17 protein-coding genes, 1 pseudogene and 1 riboswitch are annotated in these 19,853 nt (G+C 45.6%); of the genes and pseudogenes, 5 read left to right on the top strand and 13 right to left on the bottom strand.

Features of this window, described 5'->3' with window-relative positions; genetic code table 11:
- Positions 1–222: 222 nt before the first annotated feature.
- From ATB78_RS09765 to ATB78_RS09755, 3 genes are all read right to left on the bottom strand, one after another.
- A complete protein-coding gene (locus ATB78_RS09765) occupies positions 223–1,887 on the bottom strand; it encodes a BCCT family transporter (RefSeq protein ID WP_009704320.1) in 1,665 nt (554 codons plus the stop codon).
- A 225-nt stretch (positions 1,888–2,112) separates the two neighbouring features.
- Positions 2,113–2,862 (bottom strand): 3'-5' exonuclease, encoded by a 750-nt coding sequence (locus ATB78_RS09760; RefSeq protein WP_061008543.1) that lies wholly within the window; start codon positions 2,860–2,862, stop codon positions 2,113–2,115.
- Complete coding sequence (locus tag ATB78_RS09755; protein ID WP_061008542.1) at positions 2,859–4,739, bottom strand: DUF294 nucleotidyltransferase-like domain-containing protein; 1,881 nt, start codon at positions 4,737–4,739, stop codon at positions 2,859–2,861. Before ATB78_RS09755 ends, ATB78_RS09760 begins: the two co-directional genes overlap by 4 nt.
- Positions 4,740–5,111: 372 nt before the next feature.
- Here ATB78_RS09755 and ATB78_RS09750 point away from each other — a divergent pair, with 372 nt between their 5' ends.
- Positions 5,112–6,521, top strand: coding sequence for an MATE family efflux transporter (locus ATB78_RS09750; protein WP_061008541.1), 1,410 nt, complete (start codon positions 5,112–5,114; stop codon positions 6,519–6,521).
- 69 nt (positions 6,522–6,590) lie between these two features.
- On the opposite strand, the gene cysS is transcribed toward ATB78_RS09750, so the two are convergent.
- Positions 6,591–7,964, bottom strand: a complete 1,374-nt coding sequence (cysS, locus tag ATB78_RS09745) for a cysteine--tRNA ligase (protein ID WP_061008540.1) — start codon at positions 7,962–7,964, stop codon at positions 6,591–6,593.
- A 392-nt stretch (positions 7,965–8,356) separates the two neighbouring features.
- Between cysS and ATB78_RS09740 the strand changes: the two genes are divergently transcribed.
- Complete coding sequence (locus ATB78_RS09740) at positions 8,357–10,294, top strand: LTA synthase family protein (RefSeq protein WP_020197626.1); 1,938 nt, start codon at positions 8,357–8,359, stop codon at positions 10,292–10,294.
- 53 nt (positions 10,295–10,347) lie between these two features.
- On the opposite strand, the gene ATB78_RS09735 is transcribed toward ATB78_RS09740, so the two are convergent.
- From ATB78_RS09735 to ATB78_RS09705, 7 genes and pseudogenes are all read right to left on the bottom strand, one after another.
- Entirely contained in the window at positions 10,348–11,277 is a 930-nt protein-coding gene (locus ATB78_RS09735) for a LysR family transcriptional regulator (protein ID WP_020197627.1), read from the bottom strand.
- 146 nt (positions 11,278–11,423) lie between these two features.
- On the bottom strand, positions 11,424–11,753 hold the full coding sequence (locus ATB78_RS09730; RefSeq protein ID WP_061008539.1) for a hypothetical protein: 330 nt from the start codon (positions 11,751–11,753) through the stop codon (positions 11,424–11,426).
- 1 nt (position 11,754) lies between these two features.
- A complete protein-coding gene (locus ATB78_RS09725) occupies positions 11,755–12,207 on the bottom strand; it encodes a DMT family transporter (RefSeq protein WP_042979524.1) in 453 nt (150 codons plus the stop codon).
- On the bottom strand, positions 12,204–12,644 hold the full coding sequence (locus ATB78_RS09720; RefSeq protein WP_061008538.1) for a DMT family transporter: 441 nt from the start codon (positions 12,642–12,644) through the stop codon (positions 12,204–12,206). Before ATB78_RS09720 ends, ATB78_RS09725 begins: the two co-directional genes overlap by 4 nt.
- Positions 12,641–13,156, bottom strand: a complete 516-nt coding sequence (locus ATB78_RS09715; protein WP_061008537.1) for a VOC family protein — start codon at positions 13,154–13,156, stop codon at positions 12,641–12,643. The genes ATB78_RS09720 and ATB78_RS09715 overlap by 4 nt, the downstream gene beginning before the upstream one ends.
- Positions 13,156–13,515, bottom strand: a complete 360-nt coding sequence (locus ATB78_RS09710) for a carboxymuconolactone decarboxylase family protein (protein WP_045411238.1) — start codon at positions 13,513–13,515, stop codon at positions 13,156–13,158. The genes ATB78_RS09715 and ATB78_RS09710 overlap by 1 nt, the downstream gene beginning before the upstream one ends.
- 130 nt (positions 13,516–13,645) lie before the next feature.
- A pseudogene (locus ATB78_RS09705) lies at positions 13,646–14,827 on the bottom strand (MFS transporter).
- Positions 14,828–14,928: 101 nt separating this feature from the next.
- Between ATB78_RS09705 and ATB78_RS09700 the strand changes: the two are divergent.
- Both ATB78_RS09700 and ATB78_RS09695 read left to right on the top strand, forming a co-directional pair.
- Positions 14,929–15,705: a helix-turn-helix transcriptional regulator gene (locus ATB78_RS09700; protein ID WP_061008536.1), complete on the top strand. Its 777-nt coding sequence runs from the start codon at positions 14,929–14,931 to the stop codon at positions 15,703–15,705.
- A 254-nt stretch (positions 15,706–15,959) separates the two neighbouring features.
- The gene (locus ATB78_RS09695) at positions 15,960–16,343 is read left to right on the top strand and encodes a hypothetical protein (protein WP_009704311.1); all 384 of its coding nucleotides are present in this window, start codon (positions 15,960–15,962) and stop codon (positions 16,341–16,343) included.
- Positions 16,344–16,488: 145 nt separating this feature from the next.
- Here the strand turns inward: ATB78_RS09695 and ATB78_RS09690 are convergent, their stop codons facing one another.
- Positions 16,489–17,223, bottom strand: a complete 735-nt coding sequence (locus ATB78_RS09690; RefSeq protein ID WP_005443528.1) for a chromosome segregation ATPase — start codon at positions 17,221–17,223, stop codon at positions 16,489–16,491.
- Between the two features lie 31 nt (positions 17,224–17,254).
- Complete coding sequence (locus ATB78_RS29385) at positions 17,255–17,413, bottom strand: hypothetical protein (protein ID WP_005434065.1); 159 nt, start codon at positions 17,411–17,413, stop codon at positions 17,255–17,257.
- Positions 17,414–17,943: 530 nt separating this feature from the next.
- A riboswitch (glycine riboswitch) is annotated at positions 17,944–18,045 on the top strand.
- Between the two features lie 116 nt (positions 18,046–18,161).
- Here ATB78_RS29385 and ATB78_RS09685 point away from each other — a divergent pair.
- Complete coding sequence (locus tag ATB78_RS09685; RefSeq protein ID WP_061008535.1) at positions 18,162–19,538, top strand: sodium:alanine symporter family protein; 1,377 nt, start codon at positions 18,162–18,164, stop codon at positions 19,536–19,538.
- The last annotated feature ends 315 nt before the right edge of the window (positions 19,539–19,853 follow it).

The following is a 19,853-nucleotide window of genomic DNA, read 5'->3' as shown; positions in this document are numbered from 1 at the left end:
ACCAAATGAGCATGACTTTAAAAATAGTTTGAGCTCTAATGTATTTATAGGGTAAAAAATAAATTGAAGCCAAATGAGCAAAACATCGTCAATTTCGCACTGGGGAATTGTTTCGAGCAAGAAGAAAATGGCAGCCGATTGATGGCTAAAGATGAAGAATTCAGATAAGAAAACGGCACGCCGAAGCATGCCGTTTTTTTGTTGTTATGAAGGAAGCTTAAATTACGCTTTCGCTTTCTTCATTGATTTTGATGTTGGGCGAGGCTCATCCATCAAACCTTTCACTAGAGATACCGTTGCAACCAACAATACGATAGTGAATGGCAGACCGGTTGTTACCGCCATCGCTTGTGCAGCCGCTAGACCACCACCAAGCATTAGCGCGATTGCAACTAAGCCTTCGAACGTACACCAGAACACGCGTTGAGGTGTTGGTGCATCTACTTTACCGCCCGCTGCAATCGTATCGATTACAAGAGAGCCAGAGTCCGCTGATGTGATGAAGAACACCACAACCAGAATAATACCTACGATAGACGTGATTTGAGAAAGAGGCATCACATCTAGCATCGCGAACAGTTTAAGTGGAAGCTCTGCATCAAATACCGCTTGGTAACCATCGTTCACGTATTGACTGATCGCCGTACCACCGAATGCCGTCATCCATAATACACACACGGTTGATGGGATTAGGATTACACACACGATGAACTCACGAACTGAACGGCCACGAGATACACGCGCGATAAACATACCTACGAATGGTGACCATGAAATCCACCAAGCCCAGTAGAACGCAGTCCAACCTTGAGAATAGTTCACGTCTTCACGGCCGAATGGCATTGATAGCGCTGGAACGTTCGCTAGGTAAGACATGATGTTCTCGAAGAAACCAGTCATGATTGCGAGTGTTGGACCTACGACGATCACAAACAAAAGCAATAGCGCCGCTAAACCCATGTTGATTTCAGACAGGCGTTTTACACCGCTATCCAGACCAGCAACTACCGAGATCAAAGCAAGTGCTGTGATGATCACGATAATCACAACTTGCGTCATATCTGTCATTGGTACACCGAACAGGAAGTTTAGACCTGTTGCTGCTTGTGATGCACCGTAACCCAGAGACGTCGCAAGACCGAATACCGTCGCAACTACCGCTAGGATATCAATAATGTGACCAGTCCAACCCCAAACGCGCTCGCCAAAAAGAGGATAGAAAATAGAACGCATCGTTAGAGGTAAGCCCTTGTTGAACGAGAAGATCGCCAAACCAAGTGCCAATAGTGCGTAGATTGACCAAGGGTGAAGTGCCCAGTGGTAAATCGTTGCTGCCATACCAAGTGCAGACGCCGCTGATGTATCGCCTTCTGCTGCGCCTAGTGGAGCCCAGTCAGTACGAACACCATTCTCAACGTTCACACCGCCAAGAGCAGCACTGAAGTGAGACATAGGCTCAGATACGCCGAAGAATACCAGACCGATACCCATACCAGCCGCGAACAGCATCGCTAGCCAACCTGCGTACGTATAGTCCGGAGTTGCTTCTGTACCACCGATACGAACGCGACCAAGTGGTGTTACGATCAGGATCAAACACACCACGACAAACACGTTGCCCGCAGATAGGAAGAACCAATCAAGGTTAGAAACAAGCCAACCACGTAGACCCGCGAAGAACGGCTCAACTTGTTGTCTGAATGTCAGTGTTAACACTACGAACAGGATGATCGACATACCTGAAATAGCGAACACACGGTTGTGAATATCAAGTCCAAAAGGACCTACTTTTAGCGCGACGTTATCCTGACCGATCTGGTAATCAGTATCGATCGGGTTCACTTTACCGTCGGGGCGTTGGATACCGCCATTGTTGTCGGTGCTCACGATTTATCTCCTTAAAATACGTGACCAAATTAAAATCTGTGTAGGACTTTGAGTGATGGCTTTCTTGCGTCACTTACTGCAAAGCTTATTTGCGATCGTTACGTCGCTTTTAGAAGGGTTGCTCTACTTTGTAATTTTAGCGTTAATCGTCCTGATATCGCATTGCATTTTGTTATCAGGACGACTAATAAAATTTATCGCCAATTCATAAACGATATACATGAGTTATTGCCATATCACGGACAGTGGCATGTCACCATCAAAGTGATACTGTAACTGAGCTTGAAGCAACTCAGCGGTAGCAAGAGCGTCGGTCAGCGCATGATGTGGCTGATAAGCAGGCAAATGGTAGCGCTCACGGGCGTGGCCGAGTCGCACAGAACCCGGCTTTTTACCTTTGAGCTTGTTTAACCAACCTTCACACTCACGGCGTTGAATCGCGTATTCAATGTCCAATGTATCAACGACTGGAAATTGAATCCCCTCACCTACGCTGTTTAACAACGCATTATTGAAGAATTGACGCTCGATATTTTTGTAGTGCACCACTACAATCTTTCCGGCTAACTCATCAAGAATGGCATTCAGAATTTGTTCAAGTTGCGGCGCATTCTTCACTTCGGAATCGGTAATACCGTGGATCACAACTGACTCTTCATTCAGTTCTCGATTTGGATTCACCACCCAATGACGAGAGCCGCTGCACTGCACTCGCCCTAGCGTAAATGGCACCAAACCTATGGTGAGAATGGCATCTTCCTCGGCGTTTAAACCCGTGGTCTCAAAATCGACGGAGACAAACGGTACCTCTTTTAATGGCGTATCACCATTCACAATAGGCGTAGAGTAATAACGTTTTAATCGAGTATCGTTCGCTTGCTCGGCAAGTTGCTCGAAGAAGATCGGCCAATCAGGAGTCTGACTGGTATCAAGCAAATCGGTGATATCTTGCTTTTGTTTTGAAAACCACATCATTTGCCACTTCTCTGGTAACGGAACTTAATGTAGTTCTGCGCGTTGCTTAGGATTTGGAAAGCGGCTTTTAAGTTGCGACGCTCAAACTCCGACATCTCTTCTGGCTCGATGTTGTTATCCGGCTCTTCGCCATTTTCAATATCCAGTGCTTGATGTCGGATTCGCACCATGTAGATCAACTCCATCGCATCTTTTAAGTCCATGCCACGGCCTTTCGGTAAGATGCCCGCATTGTTGATGTCATCCAGACGTTCAAACGAGTTTTGCGAACGTGAGCCAATAGCCAAAGCATGCACACGAATCAGATCCGCCATTGGCGCGGTGCCACGACGCTTCAAGTTTATTGAATTGCGATGACGACCGTCTTTCTCCATTACAAAGTCTTTGAAGAAACCTAGTGGTGGCGTACGACGAATCGCGTTGTAAGCCATACAAGCTAAGAATCGATTGTTCTTCTTAGCACGACGTACAATGAAGCCGCTCAGTTGCTCTGCCCATTTCACACGTCCATGTACACCAAGTAAGTCGAAGAAAATACTGCTGTTCAGAAGTCGCTCTGGCGTTGGATCATCAATCCAGTTCGCAAAGCACTCTTCCCATTCTGAACGCGTTTTGCGCCATTCTGGGTTGGTCGCCATGATGTCGCCAGTACAGTAGGTGTAACCGCATTCGGCTAATCCATCACAAATGAATTTTGCGAGCTGAGCAAAGTACTCACCATGCAGAGCTGGATCGTAGCTGTTATCCAGAATCAGCGCGTTGTCTTGGTCTGTGACGATAAGTTGTTCATCACGCGCCATGGAGCCCATCGCCAATAAGCAATAAGGGATTGGCGCAGGACCTAATTCTTGCTCTGCTAACTCTGCCAGCCTTTGTTTGAAGCTGCTGCCGATCACCGACATTGCCCGTCCAACCATGTGGGCGTTTGCGTCTTCACTCACCATTCGGACAAAGCAGTCCTTCACTTGTTTAGAAACGGCTTTGAGGTCTTCGACTGAGTTTTGTTGGAAGATAGAGCTCACAAGCAACAGGCTGTTTTGCGATTCATAACGGACGATATCCGTCATGCTGATCACACCAATCGGCTTTTTGTCTTTTAAGATTGGCAGATGGTGAACGTTGTAACGCAGCATTGTCAGCATGGCTTCAAACACGTAAGCGCTGTAATCGAGCGACACAACGTCGTAGCTCATCACTTCACTCACAGGAATGTCGCTGTCTCGACCTTCAGCTAAAACGCGAACGCACAGATCTTTCTCGGTCAAGATACCAAGCAGTTGGTCATCGTCGTCTTCAGTAATGTCTTCTTGTGCGCGGACAATCAAAAGCGCAGTAACGCCCTCTTCCGCCATCAAAATTGCAGCCTCACGCACCGTCGCACTGGCTTCTAACGTTACTGGCTCGCGGCTTAAGATCTTGCGTGCTTTCGCAGTAGTAAAGTCATTCCCATCTGAGTGGTTTGATACAGCAGTGCGCAGCCTCGCGCTGTCTTCCAATTCCATGAAATCAGCGAAGTTTTCAAACTCGTCACATAGCTCAGTGAAGATCTTGTCTGGAATGCAGTAAACCAAAGTGTCTTCTATCGCTTTGGCTGGCATACGGACACGGTTGTTCATCAACAACCCCATTTGTCCAAACAAGCCACCAGCGTCGATACGGTTGTACAACTCGCCTTTGCGGCGGAAGATTTCCACGACACCACTGCGGATCATGTACAAATCACGAATATCATCGCCTTTCTTGAGAATGTCCGTCCCTGCGCGGTAATACGCGACTTCAGCATTCATTGCGATGTTTCTTAAGTGCTCTTCCGGTAAGTCATCAAAAGGTGGGTATTGGCTAATGAAATTGAGTACTTCTAATTGCTCGGCTTCCATTCTTTATTCCATGCATTGCCTAAACTAAGGCGATAAATATCACCAAGAAAATAATCACACAATAAATAAATCGAGACGTCAGATAAAAAGATTTGTAACCATCGAAAAGCGGAATAATGACTGATTATTATTGAAACGAGTGTGTCGAAAATCGCTTGTTTTCATCTAAAAATGAGCAGTAAAAAACGCAATACATTCACAAAACAAATAATACAATTAGCAGCCAAAGCAATCGTTTTCTTGTGATCTAAATTACACATTGAACCTCATAACAAAAATCCGTATATTGCGCGTGCCTACGCGGCACACCCTACAATGCACAACGCCATCCTGCTTCCACTGGTGCATTGATATTGGTGTTTAATTACATCCATGCAAAACAAACCTTCCTCTTTTTCTCGCTTTTTTAAAGAATCGGGCGCTTTGTTACACCTATCGATCCCTATCATTCTGATGCAGCTTGCCACTCAGTCGATGGGCTTTATCGATACCACAATGGCAGGCCAAGTGAGTGCTGCCGACCTAGCTGCGATCGCACTTGGCACCAGTTTATGGCTACCCGTTTCGCTATTGCTTCGCGGCATCATCATGGCATTAACACCTGTCGTGGCTTACCACCGTGGCGCACAAAGTTTGGATAACGTGCGTATCGCGTTTATTCAGATGCTTTGGTTGTCTGCGTTCGTTAGCGCAATTTTGATTGTTTACTTGCTGCTTGGTGAAAGCATTTTGATTGGCTTAGGCGTTGCGCCTGAGATCATTCCTATCGCTAGTGATTATGTTGTTGCGTTGGCATTTGGTGTTCCCGGCATTGCGCTTTTCTACACCTTGAATGGCTTTTGCGAAGGGATGAACAACACCCGCGCACCCATGCTGATTTCGGTGATTGGTTTGTTGGTAAACATCCCTGTTAACTACATTCTTATTTACGGTAAATTCGGCATGCCTGCATTAGGTGCCGTTGGCTGTGGCTGGGCTACGAGCTTGGTTTACTGGCTGATGTCTGCCCTGTTGTTTAGCTACATCAAACGCCATCATCACTATAAAAACATTCTGCACTTCGCTGAGCTAAAGCCGATATGGCAAGAGATCAAACAGCTGTTCAAACTCGGTATGCCGATTGGTTTGAACATCGCGGTTTGTGGCAGCATCTTTGCAGTGATTGCGCTATTGATTGGTCGTATTGGTGCAGAGAACGTTGCCGCAGCACAGATTGCCCTGAACATCTCGAGCATGACGTACATGATCCCAATGAGCCTTTCCTTTGGTATCACGATTCGTGTTGGTCATGCCTTGGGTGAACAAAAGCTTGAAACAGCTTCTCACCGCAGCTTGGTGGGTATTATTACCGCAGCACTACTGTCGCTGATTTCAGTCGGTTTCTTCTTGCTGTTCCCAGAGTGGATCATTCGTTTGTACACCACAGATCCTGTAGTTTCCGCAACGGCGGCTACTCTGTTGATGTTTACTGCAATGTACCAATTCAGCGACGCGCTACAGACGTCTGCAAACGGCGCTCTGCGTGGCTATAAAGATACTAAAGTTCCGATGATTCTGGCAATTCTTGCTTACTGGGGCTTGGCGCTTCCACTGGGTATGTTACTGGGTATCACAGATGAAATCGTTCCTGCAATGGGCGAAGAAGGCTTCTGGATTGGTATCGTGACCGGCTTAACCACCGCAGCAATTGCAATGCTGATTCGCTTGACGCTGGTGATTAAGAAGTACAATCAAACCGCAGAAACTAATACGGCTTCGCAACCTGAGTTAGCGATTCAATAACGACGAGGCGTTTATCGTTTCAATAAGAAAGGCTCACTATCGCAGTGAGCCTTTTTGTTTTCCAGCTTGCTAGCCTTGTTTACTTACTGTTGAGCTATCGCCAGCATCGTTGATTCTATAACCGAGCTCGGTGACTTTCTGGCGGATTTCGTCAGCTTGTTGGTATTCCTTCTGCTTTTTCATTTGCAAACGCAACTCTACCAATTCCATGATCTCGCGAGGAATTTCCTCTTCTTCTACCTTATCAAGCTCTAAACCAAACACACGGTCAAAGTAGCGCGCCGTTGCTTTTTTATCTGCATCGTTTAATGCACTTCCAAGCAACTCCCACATCAAAGCGATCGCTTGTGGCATGGCTAAATCGTTGTTGATGAGTGACATAAAACGCTCAACATACGTTTGGTCGACTTTACCACCTTCTGGTAATACCGACACTTTCGCTTTCAAGCGCTTTAAAGCCGTTTGTGCGGCGTCCAAGCTCTCCCACGTAAAGCTCAAATGGCTGCGATAATGACTGGTCAGCACCAAGTAACGGTAAGCGAGCGGGTCATAACCTTTTTCGATTAACGTATCAAGACGAAGTGACGTTCCGGACTTAGAGATCTTCTCTTTATTCAATTGAAGGAAGAAGCCATGCAGCCAGTAATTCGCTTGAACGTGTCCATTCTTTGCTTGGCATTGGGCAATTTCGTTGGTGTGGTGAACTGGGATGTGGTCTTCCCCACCAACATGAATATCGAACACCTCCCCAAGGTACTTCTCTGCCATCGCAGAACATTCAATGTGCCAACCGGGAAAACCCACTCCCCAAGGGCTTTCCCATTCCATTTGTCTTGGTGTGTCGCCGCTAAACTTCCAGAGGGCGAAATCGGTTGGACTCTTTTTCTCTGCCATCTCGACACGAATGCCCGCTTCTAACCCCTCGCGATCCAGTTTGGCAAGTTTTCCGTAATCTGGAAGTTTGGCTGAATCAAAATAAACGCCATCGGAGGTTTGATAGGTAAAGCCCTTTTGTTCAAGCTCTTGGACGAATTCAATCTGTTCTTGAATGTGCTCGGTAGCGCGACAAATGATGGAAGGCTTAGTGATGTTGAGGCTAGTAAGATCATCTAAATACGCGTCTTCAAAATACTTTGCGATCTCCCAAGCAGACTTGTTCTGCTTTCTCGCGCCCTTCTCCATTTTATCTTCACCGGTATCGGCATCAGACACCAAGTGACCAACATCCGTGATGTTCATAACGTGGTTTACATCGTAGCCGTTGAGCTCTAGCGTGCGCCTTAGTACATCAACAAAAAGGTAGGTTCTCAAATTCCCTGCATGCGCGTAGTCGTAAACCGTAGGACCACAAGCGTACAAACCAACTTTACCGGATTCGATGGTGTTGAACGGCTCAAGGGTGCGCCCCAGTGTATTGAATAGTTGTAATTTTGACTGACTCATATTGTTATTCCTTTAAATGCAAAAAGGCCGCGGATGAAAACATCGGCGGCCTTTAATATGTCTGTATGATCTTTTGCTAACTAATAGCTACGCGAAAGCCGCCGCACGTCTTGGGAGGTGCAACAACAGTTGGTTGAGATAGAAATAGCTAAATAGTTCATACCCAACACCCTAAATAAGAAATCTATAGAAATCAACCCTACGATTTTGACGCGTTTCGTGGCGACAAACCGAACTGCGCATGCCGTATGGCATTACACCCCCTTACAAAGCCGTACTAATCATTACAATTAAATTTATAAATAAGCCTTATATTTCACTTTTTTTTCACGTTTTCTTTGAAAAAAGACACGCCATAAAAATCAGTTACATCAGTAAATTAGGGAATATTTATGAAGAAGCCCGCATTTGGGCCTTTGCAGCCTATTGCTGTATTTGCGCTATTTTCGCTTGCTTTTCTTTCCGTTTCGCGGATTTTACTCGCCATTTGGCTCTCTGACCGAATCGAATCTTTTAACGACCTTATCTATATTTTGGGTCAGGGCCTACGCGTAGACTTTGCCACTATCTGCTGGCTGTTCATTCTTCCGGGCTTACTTTCTGCTCTATTGCCTGTTCAAGGTAAGGTCGGCGAATGTTGGAAGTGGGTTCTACGTTGTTGGATGGTCGCAGGTTTGTGGATCTTGGTTTACATGGAATTGGCCACTGCTCCGTTTATTCAAGAATACGACCTACGCCCAAACCGCTTGTTTGTTGAATACCTGATTTATCCAAAAGAAGTGTTCAGCATGCTTTGGACTGGTTACAAACTTGAGCTCTTTATTGGTGCTGTAGGCACAGCGCTTACCCTTTTCCTTGGTTGGAAATGGAGTAAAAAGCTCACCGACAACGCACAACAAGTAAACTGGAAATGGCGTCCTGTTCTTGCCATTTTAGTGGTTCTAATTGGTGTTGCAGGTGCACGTTCTTCTTTGGGACATCGCCCTCTAAACCCTGCAATGGTGGCATTTTCTAACGACCCACTGATGAATGATTTGGCACTAAACTCCTCATACTCTCTGTTGTTTGCTGTAAACAATATGAAATCAGAAAAGAGCGCGGAAGAGTTCTACGGAAAAATGGATAGCCAGAAGATGCTAGACCTCGTTCGTGCTTCTTCTGCTAAGTCGAATTTTGATCCGTCAGTTCTGCCAACCATGAACAGCAACGAAGCGAGCTATCAAGGCAAGCCAAAGAACTTGGTTATCTTGCTGCAAGAGAGTTTAGGAGCGCAGTTCGTGGGTTCACTGGGCGGGCTACCACTGACTCCAAACGTCGACAAGCTAATGACGGAAGGCTGGAGCTTTACTCAACTGTACGCAACCGGTACTCGCTCTGTTCGCGGTATTGAAGCGGTGACAACGGGTTTCCCACCATCGCCATCCCGTGCGGTTGTAAAGCTGAGTAAGAGTCAAACCAACTTCTTTACGATTGCAGATCTTCTGAAAGCCAATGGCTATCACACAGAATTCATTTATGGTGGTGAAGCGAATTTCGACAACATGAAGACCTTCTTCTTTGGTAACGGCTTTGACCAAATCATCGAAGAGAAAGACTACGAAAACCCATCGTTTGTTGGTTCTTGGGGTGTGAGTGATGAAGACCTTTACACCAAGGCAGATCAAGAGTTCGAACGTCTATCAAAAACCGGTAAACCTTTCTTTAGCTTGGTATTTAGTTCGAGCAACCACAGCCCTTACGAATACCCTCAAGGTAAGATTGAGCCTTACGACTCTGAATACATGACGCGTAATAATGCGGTGAAATATTCTGATTACGCGATTGGTACTTTCTTTGATAAAGCGAAGAAATCATCTTACTGGGACGACACGGTCTTCATCATCATTGCTGACCACGATGCCCGTGTATCCGGAGCTAACTTAGTGCCAGTGAAGCACTTCCACATCCCAGCATTGATTCTTGGTAAAGACATTAAGCCACGTAAAGACGACCGTATTGCCAATAACCTAGATATGCCACCTACGCTCCTTTCTTTGATTGGTGTGGATGCGAAAACGCCGATGATTGGCCGTGATCTTACTAAGCCTCTCGCACGCAAAGACGAACGTGCCATGATGCAATACGACAAGAACTTTGGTTACTTAACCCGAGACAATCTCGTTGTGTTCTCGCCGGGCGAAAAGGTATCGACCATGCAGTACAACTTCGATAACCAAACAATGAAGCCTATTGAAGTGGATCCAACAATCGTTGAACGCGCTAAGGCCAACGCTTTGTTTGCCTCTAAGGCATACCAAAACGACTGGTACAACTCAAAAGCAATACAATAAAAACAACAAAGGAGCGCTCAATGCGCTCCTTTTTCTTGTTCGGTTTATTGTGTTTACAGCTTGTCCCAGTAACAAGGTGTGCCGAATTTTTCCGACAAGAAATCAATCACTACCCTAACCTTCGCCGCCAAGTTGTCAGTCTCCAAATACAGCGCACTGATGATCTGCTCTTCTGAAGAGGTCGAGACTTGATGTTCGATCATGATGGCTTTCAATTTGCCTGATTTGATCTTTTCGCCAATTAACCAACTCGGAAACACAACAATCCCCGAGCCCCCAACCGCGGCCGATACTAACGTTTCAGCATTGTTGCTGTAGAGTGACCCACTCACATCAAACGCTTCCAGCTTCTCTTTATCTTTACCAATAAACCAACGTTGTAGCCCTTTGGTGCCTTTGAACACCAAACAATTGTGTTGCGCTAACTCTTGTGGTGATTGAGGCTCACCATGCACTTTGAGGTAGCTTGGGCTGGCCGCCATCAAATAATGTTGATTCCCAAAGCGTTTCATTCTCATGGAAGAATCTTGAGGAACGCCAATACGAATCAGCAAGTCAATCGAATCGGCTGCTGGGTCAACAAAATGATCCGTCTGCTGCATCTCAATTTGGATCAGCGGGTAACGCTCAAGCAGTTCAGAGAGGTAAGGCGCAATGTGCTGCCGTCCAAATGCGACCGGCGCACTGATTTTTACCATTCCACGAGGCGTGTCTGCTCTTTGCTCAATGCGTTCAACAACCAACTCGTACTGCTGAATCACTTCCGCACAGTACTTGGCAAACGCAGTGCCTTCATCCGTTAATGAGATAGAGCGAGTGTGTCGATGCAGTAGTTTTGTGCCTACCTTCTCTTCTAGATGCGCCATTTTTCGCGATACCGAAGAAGGCGTCATGTCCTGCCTGCGAGCAACCTCAGAAAAGTTACCAAACTGAGTGGTCATCAAAAACAGCTTTATCTCAAGCAACGAAACGTCGTAATTCACAGAGTATCTCCATATCAATCGATCTAAGCGTAACGGTCAAAACGAGAAAAAGGCAAGCAATCAAATTACTTACCTTTTTAAACGGTCAAGTTAACGCGTTAACGCAGCATGCGAAGCCATGTTTTTAACCAGTACGTTTTTACCGTTCACGAATGCAGATCGCGAATATTGGTCGTCGCCACAAAGTGCGCGTCTTGAGTGAACTGCTGAAACTGCTCAACCACCGCCTGCATCACGTCTGTTTGGATGTCTTCTGCAAACGCGGATTCTGACTCGATATTGATCACTTCAAAATATTGCCAAGGCGATGCTTGGTTCTGACCAAACAAGGTTTCGCCTTTAAACACTTCAAACGAAGACACACTATTGAGTTGATTTACGGTTGGAAGATCAACAGCCTTTGCCCAATTCAAATACTCGGCTTCCGATGTGGTCGGCTTAAGATTAAAAAATACGATAAGAGTTTTGTTCGCCACTTTATTGCTCCTGCTTTTTGTTCGATAAATAGATGCAGACCAACGCCCCTGCGATGCTCAGCATTGCAGCCACGCGCCAGTAATTTAGCTCGATAGGCGTATTTCCTAGCCAACCTTGCGTATCAATCACTAAGCTCATGATCATTTGCCCTAAAATGGTGGCGACGGTTGCGATCGCCACTCCGATTCTCGGTACTGAAGCGACCATTACCACCATGTAGACAATGCCAAATAACGCCCCCGTTAATTGCCATTTAGGCACGGACAACAAAGTTGTACTTTGTGCTGGTTCGAAAAAGAAAATCAGCAAGGCGGTGACAATCGTACCGACACCAAAGGTTAAAAATGAACTTTGAATCACGCCCACTTTTGCGCCTAATTTGCCATTGATAGCCGCTTGAGCACTCAACGCCATGCCTGAAATAATCGCCAGTAAGATGACAAAAACCATCATTGCGCTCCCATGTACACGCAGCACAGCGCGAGTAAAATAAAGCCAAGACCAAGCATTCTTAGTGGGTTAGTTGGCTTTTTATCCATACAAAACCAGCCAAAGTAATCGATCGCAAAGCTCTTAACGATTTGACCAAACAACACACAAATCATGGTCATTGCCACACCTAATAATGGAGTCGACAACGTGAGCACCACCACATAGATAGGCCCAAGAAAGCCACCAATAAGCTGCCACTTCGGAATTGTGTGCCATTCAACCTGATGGTGAGTAGGAACGAACAGGCGAATCAGCCAAAGCAGAGCTGCGCCTACAGCGAAGATGCTCAACGTTGCCCATAAGTGCCCTACTTGCTCACCCAGTGGGCCAAGAAGACCTGCCTCAAACGACAGGCCCATTCCTGACACCACGACCAAGAAAACAAACAGAATATTCATCGTGGATCAAACAAAGCCACAGAGCTGTTACGTTGGTACGCCTTCCCATTCGGGTAAGACACCAACTCAAGCTGCATGCCCCAAGGCGACATAAAGTAAACCCAGCTTTCACCTGCTGTTGGGCCATCGGTCATCACGGAAGGCTCTCCCAACACTTTGATACCTTGCTCTTTCAGATAAGCCAATGCTGCATCCATATCATCAACATAAAATGCAAGGTGGTGGCCACCAATATCGGCATTGTTTGGCGCTTCATAACGACGCTCGGTGTTGTCTGCGTATTCGAAGATCTCCAGATTGATGCCTTTCGCACTCATCACGGCAATCTTGGTAATTTGTGCGCGAGCATCAACATTTAAATGCTGCGTCATCCAGTCATCATCCGACGCAAATGGACCAAACTCGTAAGCCAGTTCAAACTCAAAATGTTCACGGAAGAATGCAATCGCTTGATTCAAATTCGGTACAGTAAAACCAATGTGGTCTGGTTTTTTTAATCCTGGAATTGCCATTAGATGTCTCCTCGATCGTGACGCACTTTGTTCAGTGCACCCATGGTGGTCGCACCCTTGTTGAAGCCTGTGTATGCAGAAGCAAAGACGATCAGCTCTTCAATTTCTTCGTAAGTGGCGCCTTGCTTCAACGCCATATCAACGTGCGCGCCAAATGGATTACCATCACCCGTTACATTCAATGCCATTTGGTCGATGGCAATCGTGATAAGTGCTTTGGTTTTTTGATCGATAAGTGGCATGCCCCATACTTCACCAGCAACGCGAACCGTTAAGTCACCCCACGTTTCGTTGATGGATTTCAAGCCTGAGATCAATGCTTGGTCGTCAAGTACTGCATTTTTGAATTGGTCGCTCATATTGCTTTCCTCATATCATTCGATTCGCCTTAGCGATTGAGGAGCATTATAGGGAGCGCTCGAAATGGAAAAACCACACGCGCGGTACATCACTTATGCAGAATTTGCACAAATCAAAATACGTTCAAAGTCACTGTGCGAGGTCAGGTTGTGCTTCGGTGTTCTTGCGTGAGGAAGGCATCATCATTGCACTCAGTGATGCAAGCCCCATCCCACCGGCAAGGATGAAATACATCAATACAAACTCTTGTGTGTAAGCGTAGGTCGTAGCAATAAGCCAATATGCGATAGGTCCTGTACTAAAGCTTAATGTGTACTTAGCGGCGTAGACTCTGGCGCGCCATTTCGCATCGGAATAACGGCCAATAAGCCAATCATTCACTGGTATTTACGCGTATGTACACAGCATCAAACCAACAAACACAAGAACCAATGACCATTCATGAGTAACCGTCGCCAATAGCAGGAATAACAGTTGCCCACCAGCAATGCAGGCGAGCAGCTTCTTGATATCAACGCGATCGAGCAACTCACCCACAACAAGCTGAATGAACGCAGCACAAACAAAAATCGATGTGGTTAATGTGCTTGAAAGGCTCAATGATTGGCTAAATTGTGCATCCATAATTTTAGGCAACGAGGTCGTCGTAGATTGAAAGACCAAACCACCAAAGAAGACAACCACCGCAGCACAAGCGAACAGCACTTTGAGTTGTCGCAAAGATATCGTTACGACGTCACGTATATTTTTCGCATGTTCGATATCAGTAACACCTTTCGATGCATACCAATACACGATCCCAGTTAATAAACACACAAGGCCTGGAACATAAAATGCGGCTTGCCAAGAGAACCACTGGCACAACAAAGCGGTTCCCATTGCAGCGAATGCCAAACCTAAGTTACCTGCTAGTCCATTTACTGCGATAGCCCTGCCTGTTTTGTTTGCAGAGCTGAAGATAAGTGCGATACCGACGGGATGATAAATCGCGGCAAACAAGGCTATGGCACAAAGCCCCAATCCCATTTGCCATGTCGTTTGCGCGAGAGCGGTAAGTAACGCAGAGGTGCCCATCCCAAAGTAGAACACGAGCATCATGCCTTTTCGGCTCCAACGATCCGCCAGCCAACCTGCAGGTAGGGACATCACACCATAAACCAGCATTGCCCCACTCCCCACTTGGAGCAACTCTGCATAACTCATGTCCCATTCTTTATGCAGCGTTAGTACGACAGAAGGAAAAATAAGCAAGAAGTAATGATTAAGCGCATGGCCCACATTGAGGACACCTGCGTGAAAGGAACGGTTCATCTCGACTCCAAACCAAATAACGGATAGCTAATTAATGACAAGCTCAGTTTATCTGGCTAGCATTTGGCTTATAGGTTCTATTAAGACAGGTTATTGCTCAAATGAGCCAAAACATCAAAGCCATCAGTTTGGACGCCAGCATCAATCGCTTGGAGGCTGTGGTCATTCCCAAGCACTACCCCAATGGACACGTGATTGATTGGCATTGCCATGAGCACAACCAACTGGTGTACGCAAGCAGCGGTGTGATGGCGGTCGAGACAGAATCTAAGCTATGGGTCGTTCCGCCTCAAAGAGCCGTGTGGATCCCAGCGCATGAGAGCCACAAGGTCTACATGTATGGTGATGCGGCAATGAAAAACGTCTACTTGTTGCCAAGCATCGACACTGAACTGCCAAACCAGAGTGATGTTCTCAACGTGTCGCCAATGCTGCGTGAGATGATCATTCATCTTTCTGAGCAACCAGCCGATTCAGCAAGCACAAAGGCGTATTGGCATATTGTTCAAGTTCTGTTAGATCAGCTGAAAGTCGCGCCGCAAGCGTCCATTCAGCTCCCTCTTCCCAACAATGCCAAGCTTGGACTGGTTTGTAACTCACTGTTGGATGAGCCTGCGGATAATCGTTCATTGAAACAATGGGCAGAAGAAATTAACGTTAGTAGCCGCACTTTGAGCCGCTTGTTTCGCAATGAAGTTGGCATGTCCTTCATCGAGTATCGTCAACAAGCAAGGTTGTTCTACTCTTTGACGTTGTTGGCGCAAAACCTCCCGGTCACCACCGTTGCATTGGAGTGTGGTTTTACCAGCGTGAGTGCTTTTAATCATCTATTCAAACAAAGCTTTGGGGTGACGCCAGGTCGCTTCTTCATGAATTAATGTTGAATATTGAGAACCGATAACGCCACATTTGATCCACTCAGAGAGCAATCGAACACTCATAGCACCTGACTGACCTATCTTCTGAAGATTCTACTAAACACACGATTTGCGTACTTAGTCACTAGCAAAGCGTAAATAATCAGAAAAATCGTTTAATAATGTGCTTTTTAGGCATTCCCATTCAGACTTCAATAAATTAGACTCAAGCGAATGCCCAAGAAGTTTGAATTATTGATAAAAAAGGAATGCCAATGAGCTCAAGTATGATCCTTAATGAATCGCTGATTGTAAGTGGCCGAGATATCCCACTAAAAGAATTGTTGTATGCGAAGCGTGTACTTGATAACTACATGGCAGTGGCAAAAGAAAGTAGCCCGTTAGAACTGCTAACCGAAATGAAGTCTGCGGCAAAACAAGTAGAGTACTTCACCACCGATGATAACCCTTGCGAAGCGCGTAACGTCATCAGCAGCATGATTGATGAAATTGACAGTGCTGAGACGTTTGATGCATTTAAAACGCTGGCAGGGAAACCTTCTCAAGCACTTAACGAACTGATTGAGGATCGTGCTCAGCTGATCAAGCACGAGCGTGAATTGCTGTTGGCTTCTGGCTACGACGCGTCTCGCATCTGATCCCTAGCAATTGCCCCAACGACAAACAGTTCTAGCGAAACATCGCGCATAAAAAAGGAGCTCATTGAGCTCCTTTATTGTTTCTGTATCTATGCGAATATTGTTTCTAAATCTTTGAAGATCTTAATCGCTCTATGCTTTGACGCTACAGCCCCATGTCTTCAGTGATTTCTTTAATTTGTTTCAAGTCCATCTTGTGAACTTCGATCAGCTGGTCAACTTGGCTGAGTCGTGAATTCGCTTCATCGTGTTTGTCACAGGCGTCAGATTTCACATCCCAAGACTTACCTTCTAAGAAAACATCACACTCTTTCTTCAGCGTTTCGATTTTCGGTAACAGCGCTTGGCGTTCTTTCTCTAGTGACTCAAGCTCTTGGGAGATTTGCAGCTCTTTACGGAACACTTCACGTGAACGTTCAAACATGGTCGCTTGCATGTCTGCTTGGCGGTTAAGTTTGTCGTTCTCGCTCTTGGTCGTGTTCAACGTTGCTTTCTGCTCCTTCACTTGAGACTCAAGAGACAAGTTCACCTTCTCCACTTCAGTCAGTTGCTCTTGAAGTGCTTTGAGTTCCGCTTTGTGCGCTTCTTCTTTCTCTGCCAACAGTGTCGCGACTTTAGCGTCGATCTCTTTATCTAAGCCCGCTTCACGTGTTTTTACTTGAGAGACCAAGTTCGTTTTGTCTTGTGCCAGTGCTTGGTACTTTTCTTCCAGCACTTGATAGGTCGACTCCCACTTACTTGCTGTCATTGCAGAACCAGCCAAACCACCGAACGCTAAACCTAATACAGCCGCAATCGCGATATAAATGTGAGTACGCTTATCGCGCTCCTCAATGACAACTACTTCGTCTTGGTCTTCAATATTATTTTGAGAAGTCACCGTATCTTACTCCAAGGACTCTACTGGTTTGCTAGCGAGTGAGTTCCGCAATCATGATTGACGCGGTATAAATTAAGAATGCGCCGATCAAGGTAATCACGGTCGCCTTTTGGACTTTTTCATTGGTACGATAACGAAATAGCACAAACGCTACTCCAATCAATACCGCTATGGCTAACAATCTGGTCATACCGTCTCCTTGTCCAATAATAAGAACTTATCCGATTCCATAGACAGTTGCGCAAGGAATCATTGTAACCTATTTCTACGTAGCTTACGGTCAACTTAGCGTAGATTTTGAAGCGATTGCTCCCGTTTTGCTCAATTTTCTGTGCTAAACTGAACAACTTATCACCAGCCTAGAGAACTCTCATCAAATCCTTCCATTGGTCTCTTCCCTTCCATACATACCAAGAATGACCAACATAGAGAGTTATTTGTTTAATTAATCAGCAAGCCTATGAAACTAAGACAACAAAACCCGCATAATGTGTTGAAAATAAATCTTCATTTGGGTGTTGAAATGGTAACAAAACATGATAGAGTTCACACGTTAATGGTGACCAGCATCATTAACTAACCTTTACTCATTTGATTGAGTAAATGTTCCGATGAAGACTGCAGGAGAGTGGTTATTAACCAAATTTTAACATTTGGTTAGAGTAACTCGCCGAAGAATTAACTATTTCAGGTGCTACCTTGGTAGCGGGGACTGTAGTTGGAGGAACCTCTGGAGAGAACCGTTAAATCGGTCGCCGAAGGAGCAAGTCCTGCACATGTGTGCGGGGTGAAACTCTCAGGCAAAAGGACAGAGGAGTGGAAAGTAACAACCTAACTATTTGGCGTTCCCGCCTTATTTTGAATAGCATGGCTATTCGAGATCTTTGATCTCGTCCTTTCCCTCTTCTCCTTATTAGTTGTTTTATTAAGGGGAAATCATGAACGACCTACAATCTTTACTTCAAACCATTGATAACTTTGTCTGGGGTCCACCACTGCTGCTTTTGCTCGTGGGTACCGGTGTTTACTTCACTTTTAGCCTAGGCTTGATCCAATTTAAACACCTACCAACTGCGTTAGCGATGGTATTCAGTAAAGATAAGTCATCTGATAAACAGGGTGACGTTTCTAGTTTTGCAGCGCTATGTACTGCGCTGTCTGCAACCATTGGTACAGGTAACATCGTTGGTGTTGCTACCGCAATCAAACTTGGTGGCCCTGGTGCCCTATTCTGGATGTGGCTTGCTGCCCTATTCGCTATGGCAACCAAATACGCTGAGTGTCTTCTTGCGGTGAAATACCGTCGTGTTGACGACAAAGGCCAAATGATTGGTGGTCCTATGTACTATCTGCAATATGGTGTTGGCTCGAAAGCGCTGGCTATCATGTTCGCGGTATTTGCATTAGGCGTTGCCTGTTTTGGTATCGGTACCTTCCCACAAGTGAATGCGATTCTTGATGCAAGCGAGATTTCTCTTGGTGTAAACCGTGAACTGTCGGCTTTCATCCTGACACTGCTAGTGGCATTCGTTACATTGGGTGGTATCAAGTCGATTGCGAGCGTAGCAGGTAAAGTGGTTCCAGCAATGGCGCTATTTTATGTGTTGGCGTGCTTGAGTGTGATCATCATGAACGCGGACCAATTGCTAAACGCAGTTGAGTTGGTGTTGGTGTCTGCATTCACTTCAACCGCAGCAACCGGTGGTTTCTTGGGTGCAAGCATTATGCTAGCAATCCAATCTGGTATCGCACGTGGTGTATTCTCAAACGAATCAGGTTTGGGTAGTGCGCCAATGGCAGCCGCAGCAGCGAAAACGGATTCTTGTGTTAAACAAGGTCTGATTTCAATGACGGGTACCTTCTTCGATACCATCATCATTTGTACCATGACAGGCCTTGCTTTGATCCTTACGGGAGCATGGCAAAGTGACCTTGCAGGTGCAGCGATGACAACACACGCATTTGCAGTTGGTTTGAACGCAGAGACATTAGGCCCAATGCTGGTGTCTATCGGTCTTATGTTCTTCGCGTTTACCACCATTCTTGGTTGGAACTACTACGGTGAGCGTTGCGTTGTGTTCCTATTCGGTACCAAAGCTGTGCTTCCATACAAACTGATTTTCGTTGGTTTGGTGGCATCTGGCGCATTCCTTCACCTTGATATGATTTGGCTACTGGCTGATATCGTAAACGGTCTGATGGCAATTCCTAACCTGATTGGTTTGATTGCTCTGCGCCATGTGGTGTTGGAAGAAACAAAACTGTTCTTCAAGCCGTCATCTCAATCGGATGATTTTGATGCAGTGAAAGCATAATCCAAGCTAGAAACTTTAAGCCCGCTGACTCAGCGGGCTTTTTTATATACCCCTTTCCCATTATTCCTTTCATTCTATTTAACTCTTCACTTTTTATTTTCCACTCGGCTAATAATTCCCACCAAGTTATCAAATAATTAAACTTATAATGACATGTGTGACAATATTAAATTAAATGTCAGCATCACTGTTATTTAGTAAACCCTAAACCATATTATTGCTGTGTGATTATTTTGGTTCTTTCATTGAAGCTATATCACTAAATGAAAGATTAACATGGCACAAAGTTGATGTTTTACTATGATTATGGTTTCT

It is taken from the genome of Vibrio sp. CUB2 (assembly GCF_001557945.1).
In the GTDB taxonomy this organism is placed as follows: Bacteria; Pseudomonadota; Gammaproteobacteria; order Enterobacterales; family Vibrionaceae; genus Vibrio; species Vibrio owensii.
The sequence above is the reverse complement of the archived record's forward strand: the minus strand, read 5'-3'. Positions and strand labels throughout refer to the sequence as shown.

Bases quoted from the DNA above. Each gene is read 5' to 3' on its own strand.
- ATB78_RS09710 (WP_045411238.1), bottom strand. From the start codon at position 13,515: ATGAGCGACCAATTCAAAAATGCAGTACTTGACGACCAAGCATTGATC.
- ATB78_RS09760 (WP_061008543.1), bottom strand. From the start codon at position 2,862: ATGATGTGGTTTTCAAAACAAAAGCAAGATATCACCGATTTGCTTGAT.
- ATB78_RS09695 (WP_009704311.1), top strand. From the start codon at position 15,960: ATGAGCTCAAGTATGATCCTTAATGAATCGCTGATTGTAAGTGGCCGA.
- ATB78_RS09715 (WP_061008537.1), bottom strand. From the start codon at position 13,156: ATGGCAATTCCAGGATTAAAAAAACCAGACCACATTGGTTTTACTGTA.
- ATB78_RS09740 (WP_020197626.1), top strand. From the start codon at position 8,357: ATGAAGAAGCCCGCATTTGGGCCTTTGCAGCCTATTGCTGTATTTGCG.
- ATB78_RS09755 (WP_061008542.1), bottom strand. From the start codon at position 4,739: ATGGAAGCCGAGCAATTAGAAGTACTCAATTTCATTAGCCAATACCCA.
- ATB78_RS09725 (WP_042979524.1), bottom strand. From the start codon at position 12,207: ATGATGGTTTTTGTCATCTTACTGGCGATTATTTCAGGCATGGCGTTG.
- ATB78_RS09750 (WP_061008541.1), top strand. From the start codon at position 5,112: ATGCAAAACAAACCTTCCTCTTTTTCTCGCTTTTTTAAAGAATCGGGC.
- ATB78_RS09685 (WP_061008535.1), top strand. From the start codon at position 18,162: ATGAACGACCTACAATCTTTACTTCAAACCATTGATAACTTTGTCTGG.
- ATB78_RS09700 (WP_061008536.1), top strand. From the start codon at position 14,929: ATGAGCCAAAACATCAAAGCCATCAGTTTGGACGCCAGCATCAATCGC.
- cysS (WP_061008540.1), bottom strand. From the start codon at position 7,964: ATGAGTCAGTCAAAATTACAACTATTCAATACACTGGGGCGCACCCTT.
- ATB78_RS09720 (WP_061008538.1), bottom strand. From the start codon at position 12,644: ATGAATATTCTGTTTGTTTTCTTGGTCGTGGTGTCAGGAATGGGCCTG.
- ATB78_RS29385 (WP_005434065.1), bottom strand. From the start codon at position 17,413: ATGACCAGATTGTTAGCCATAGCGGTATTGATTGGAGTAGCGTTTGTG.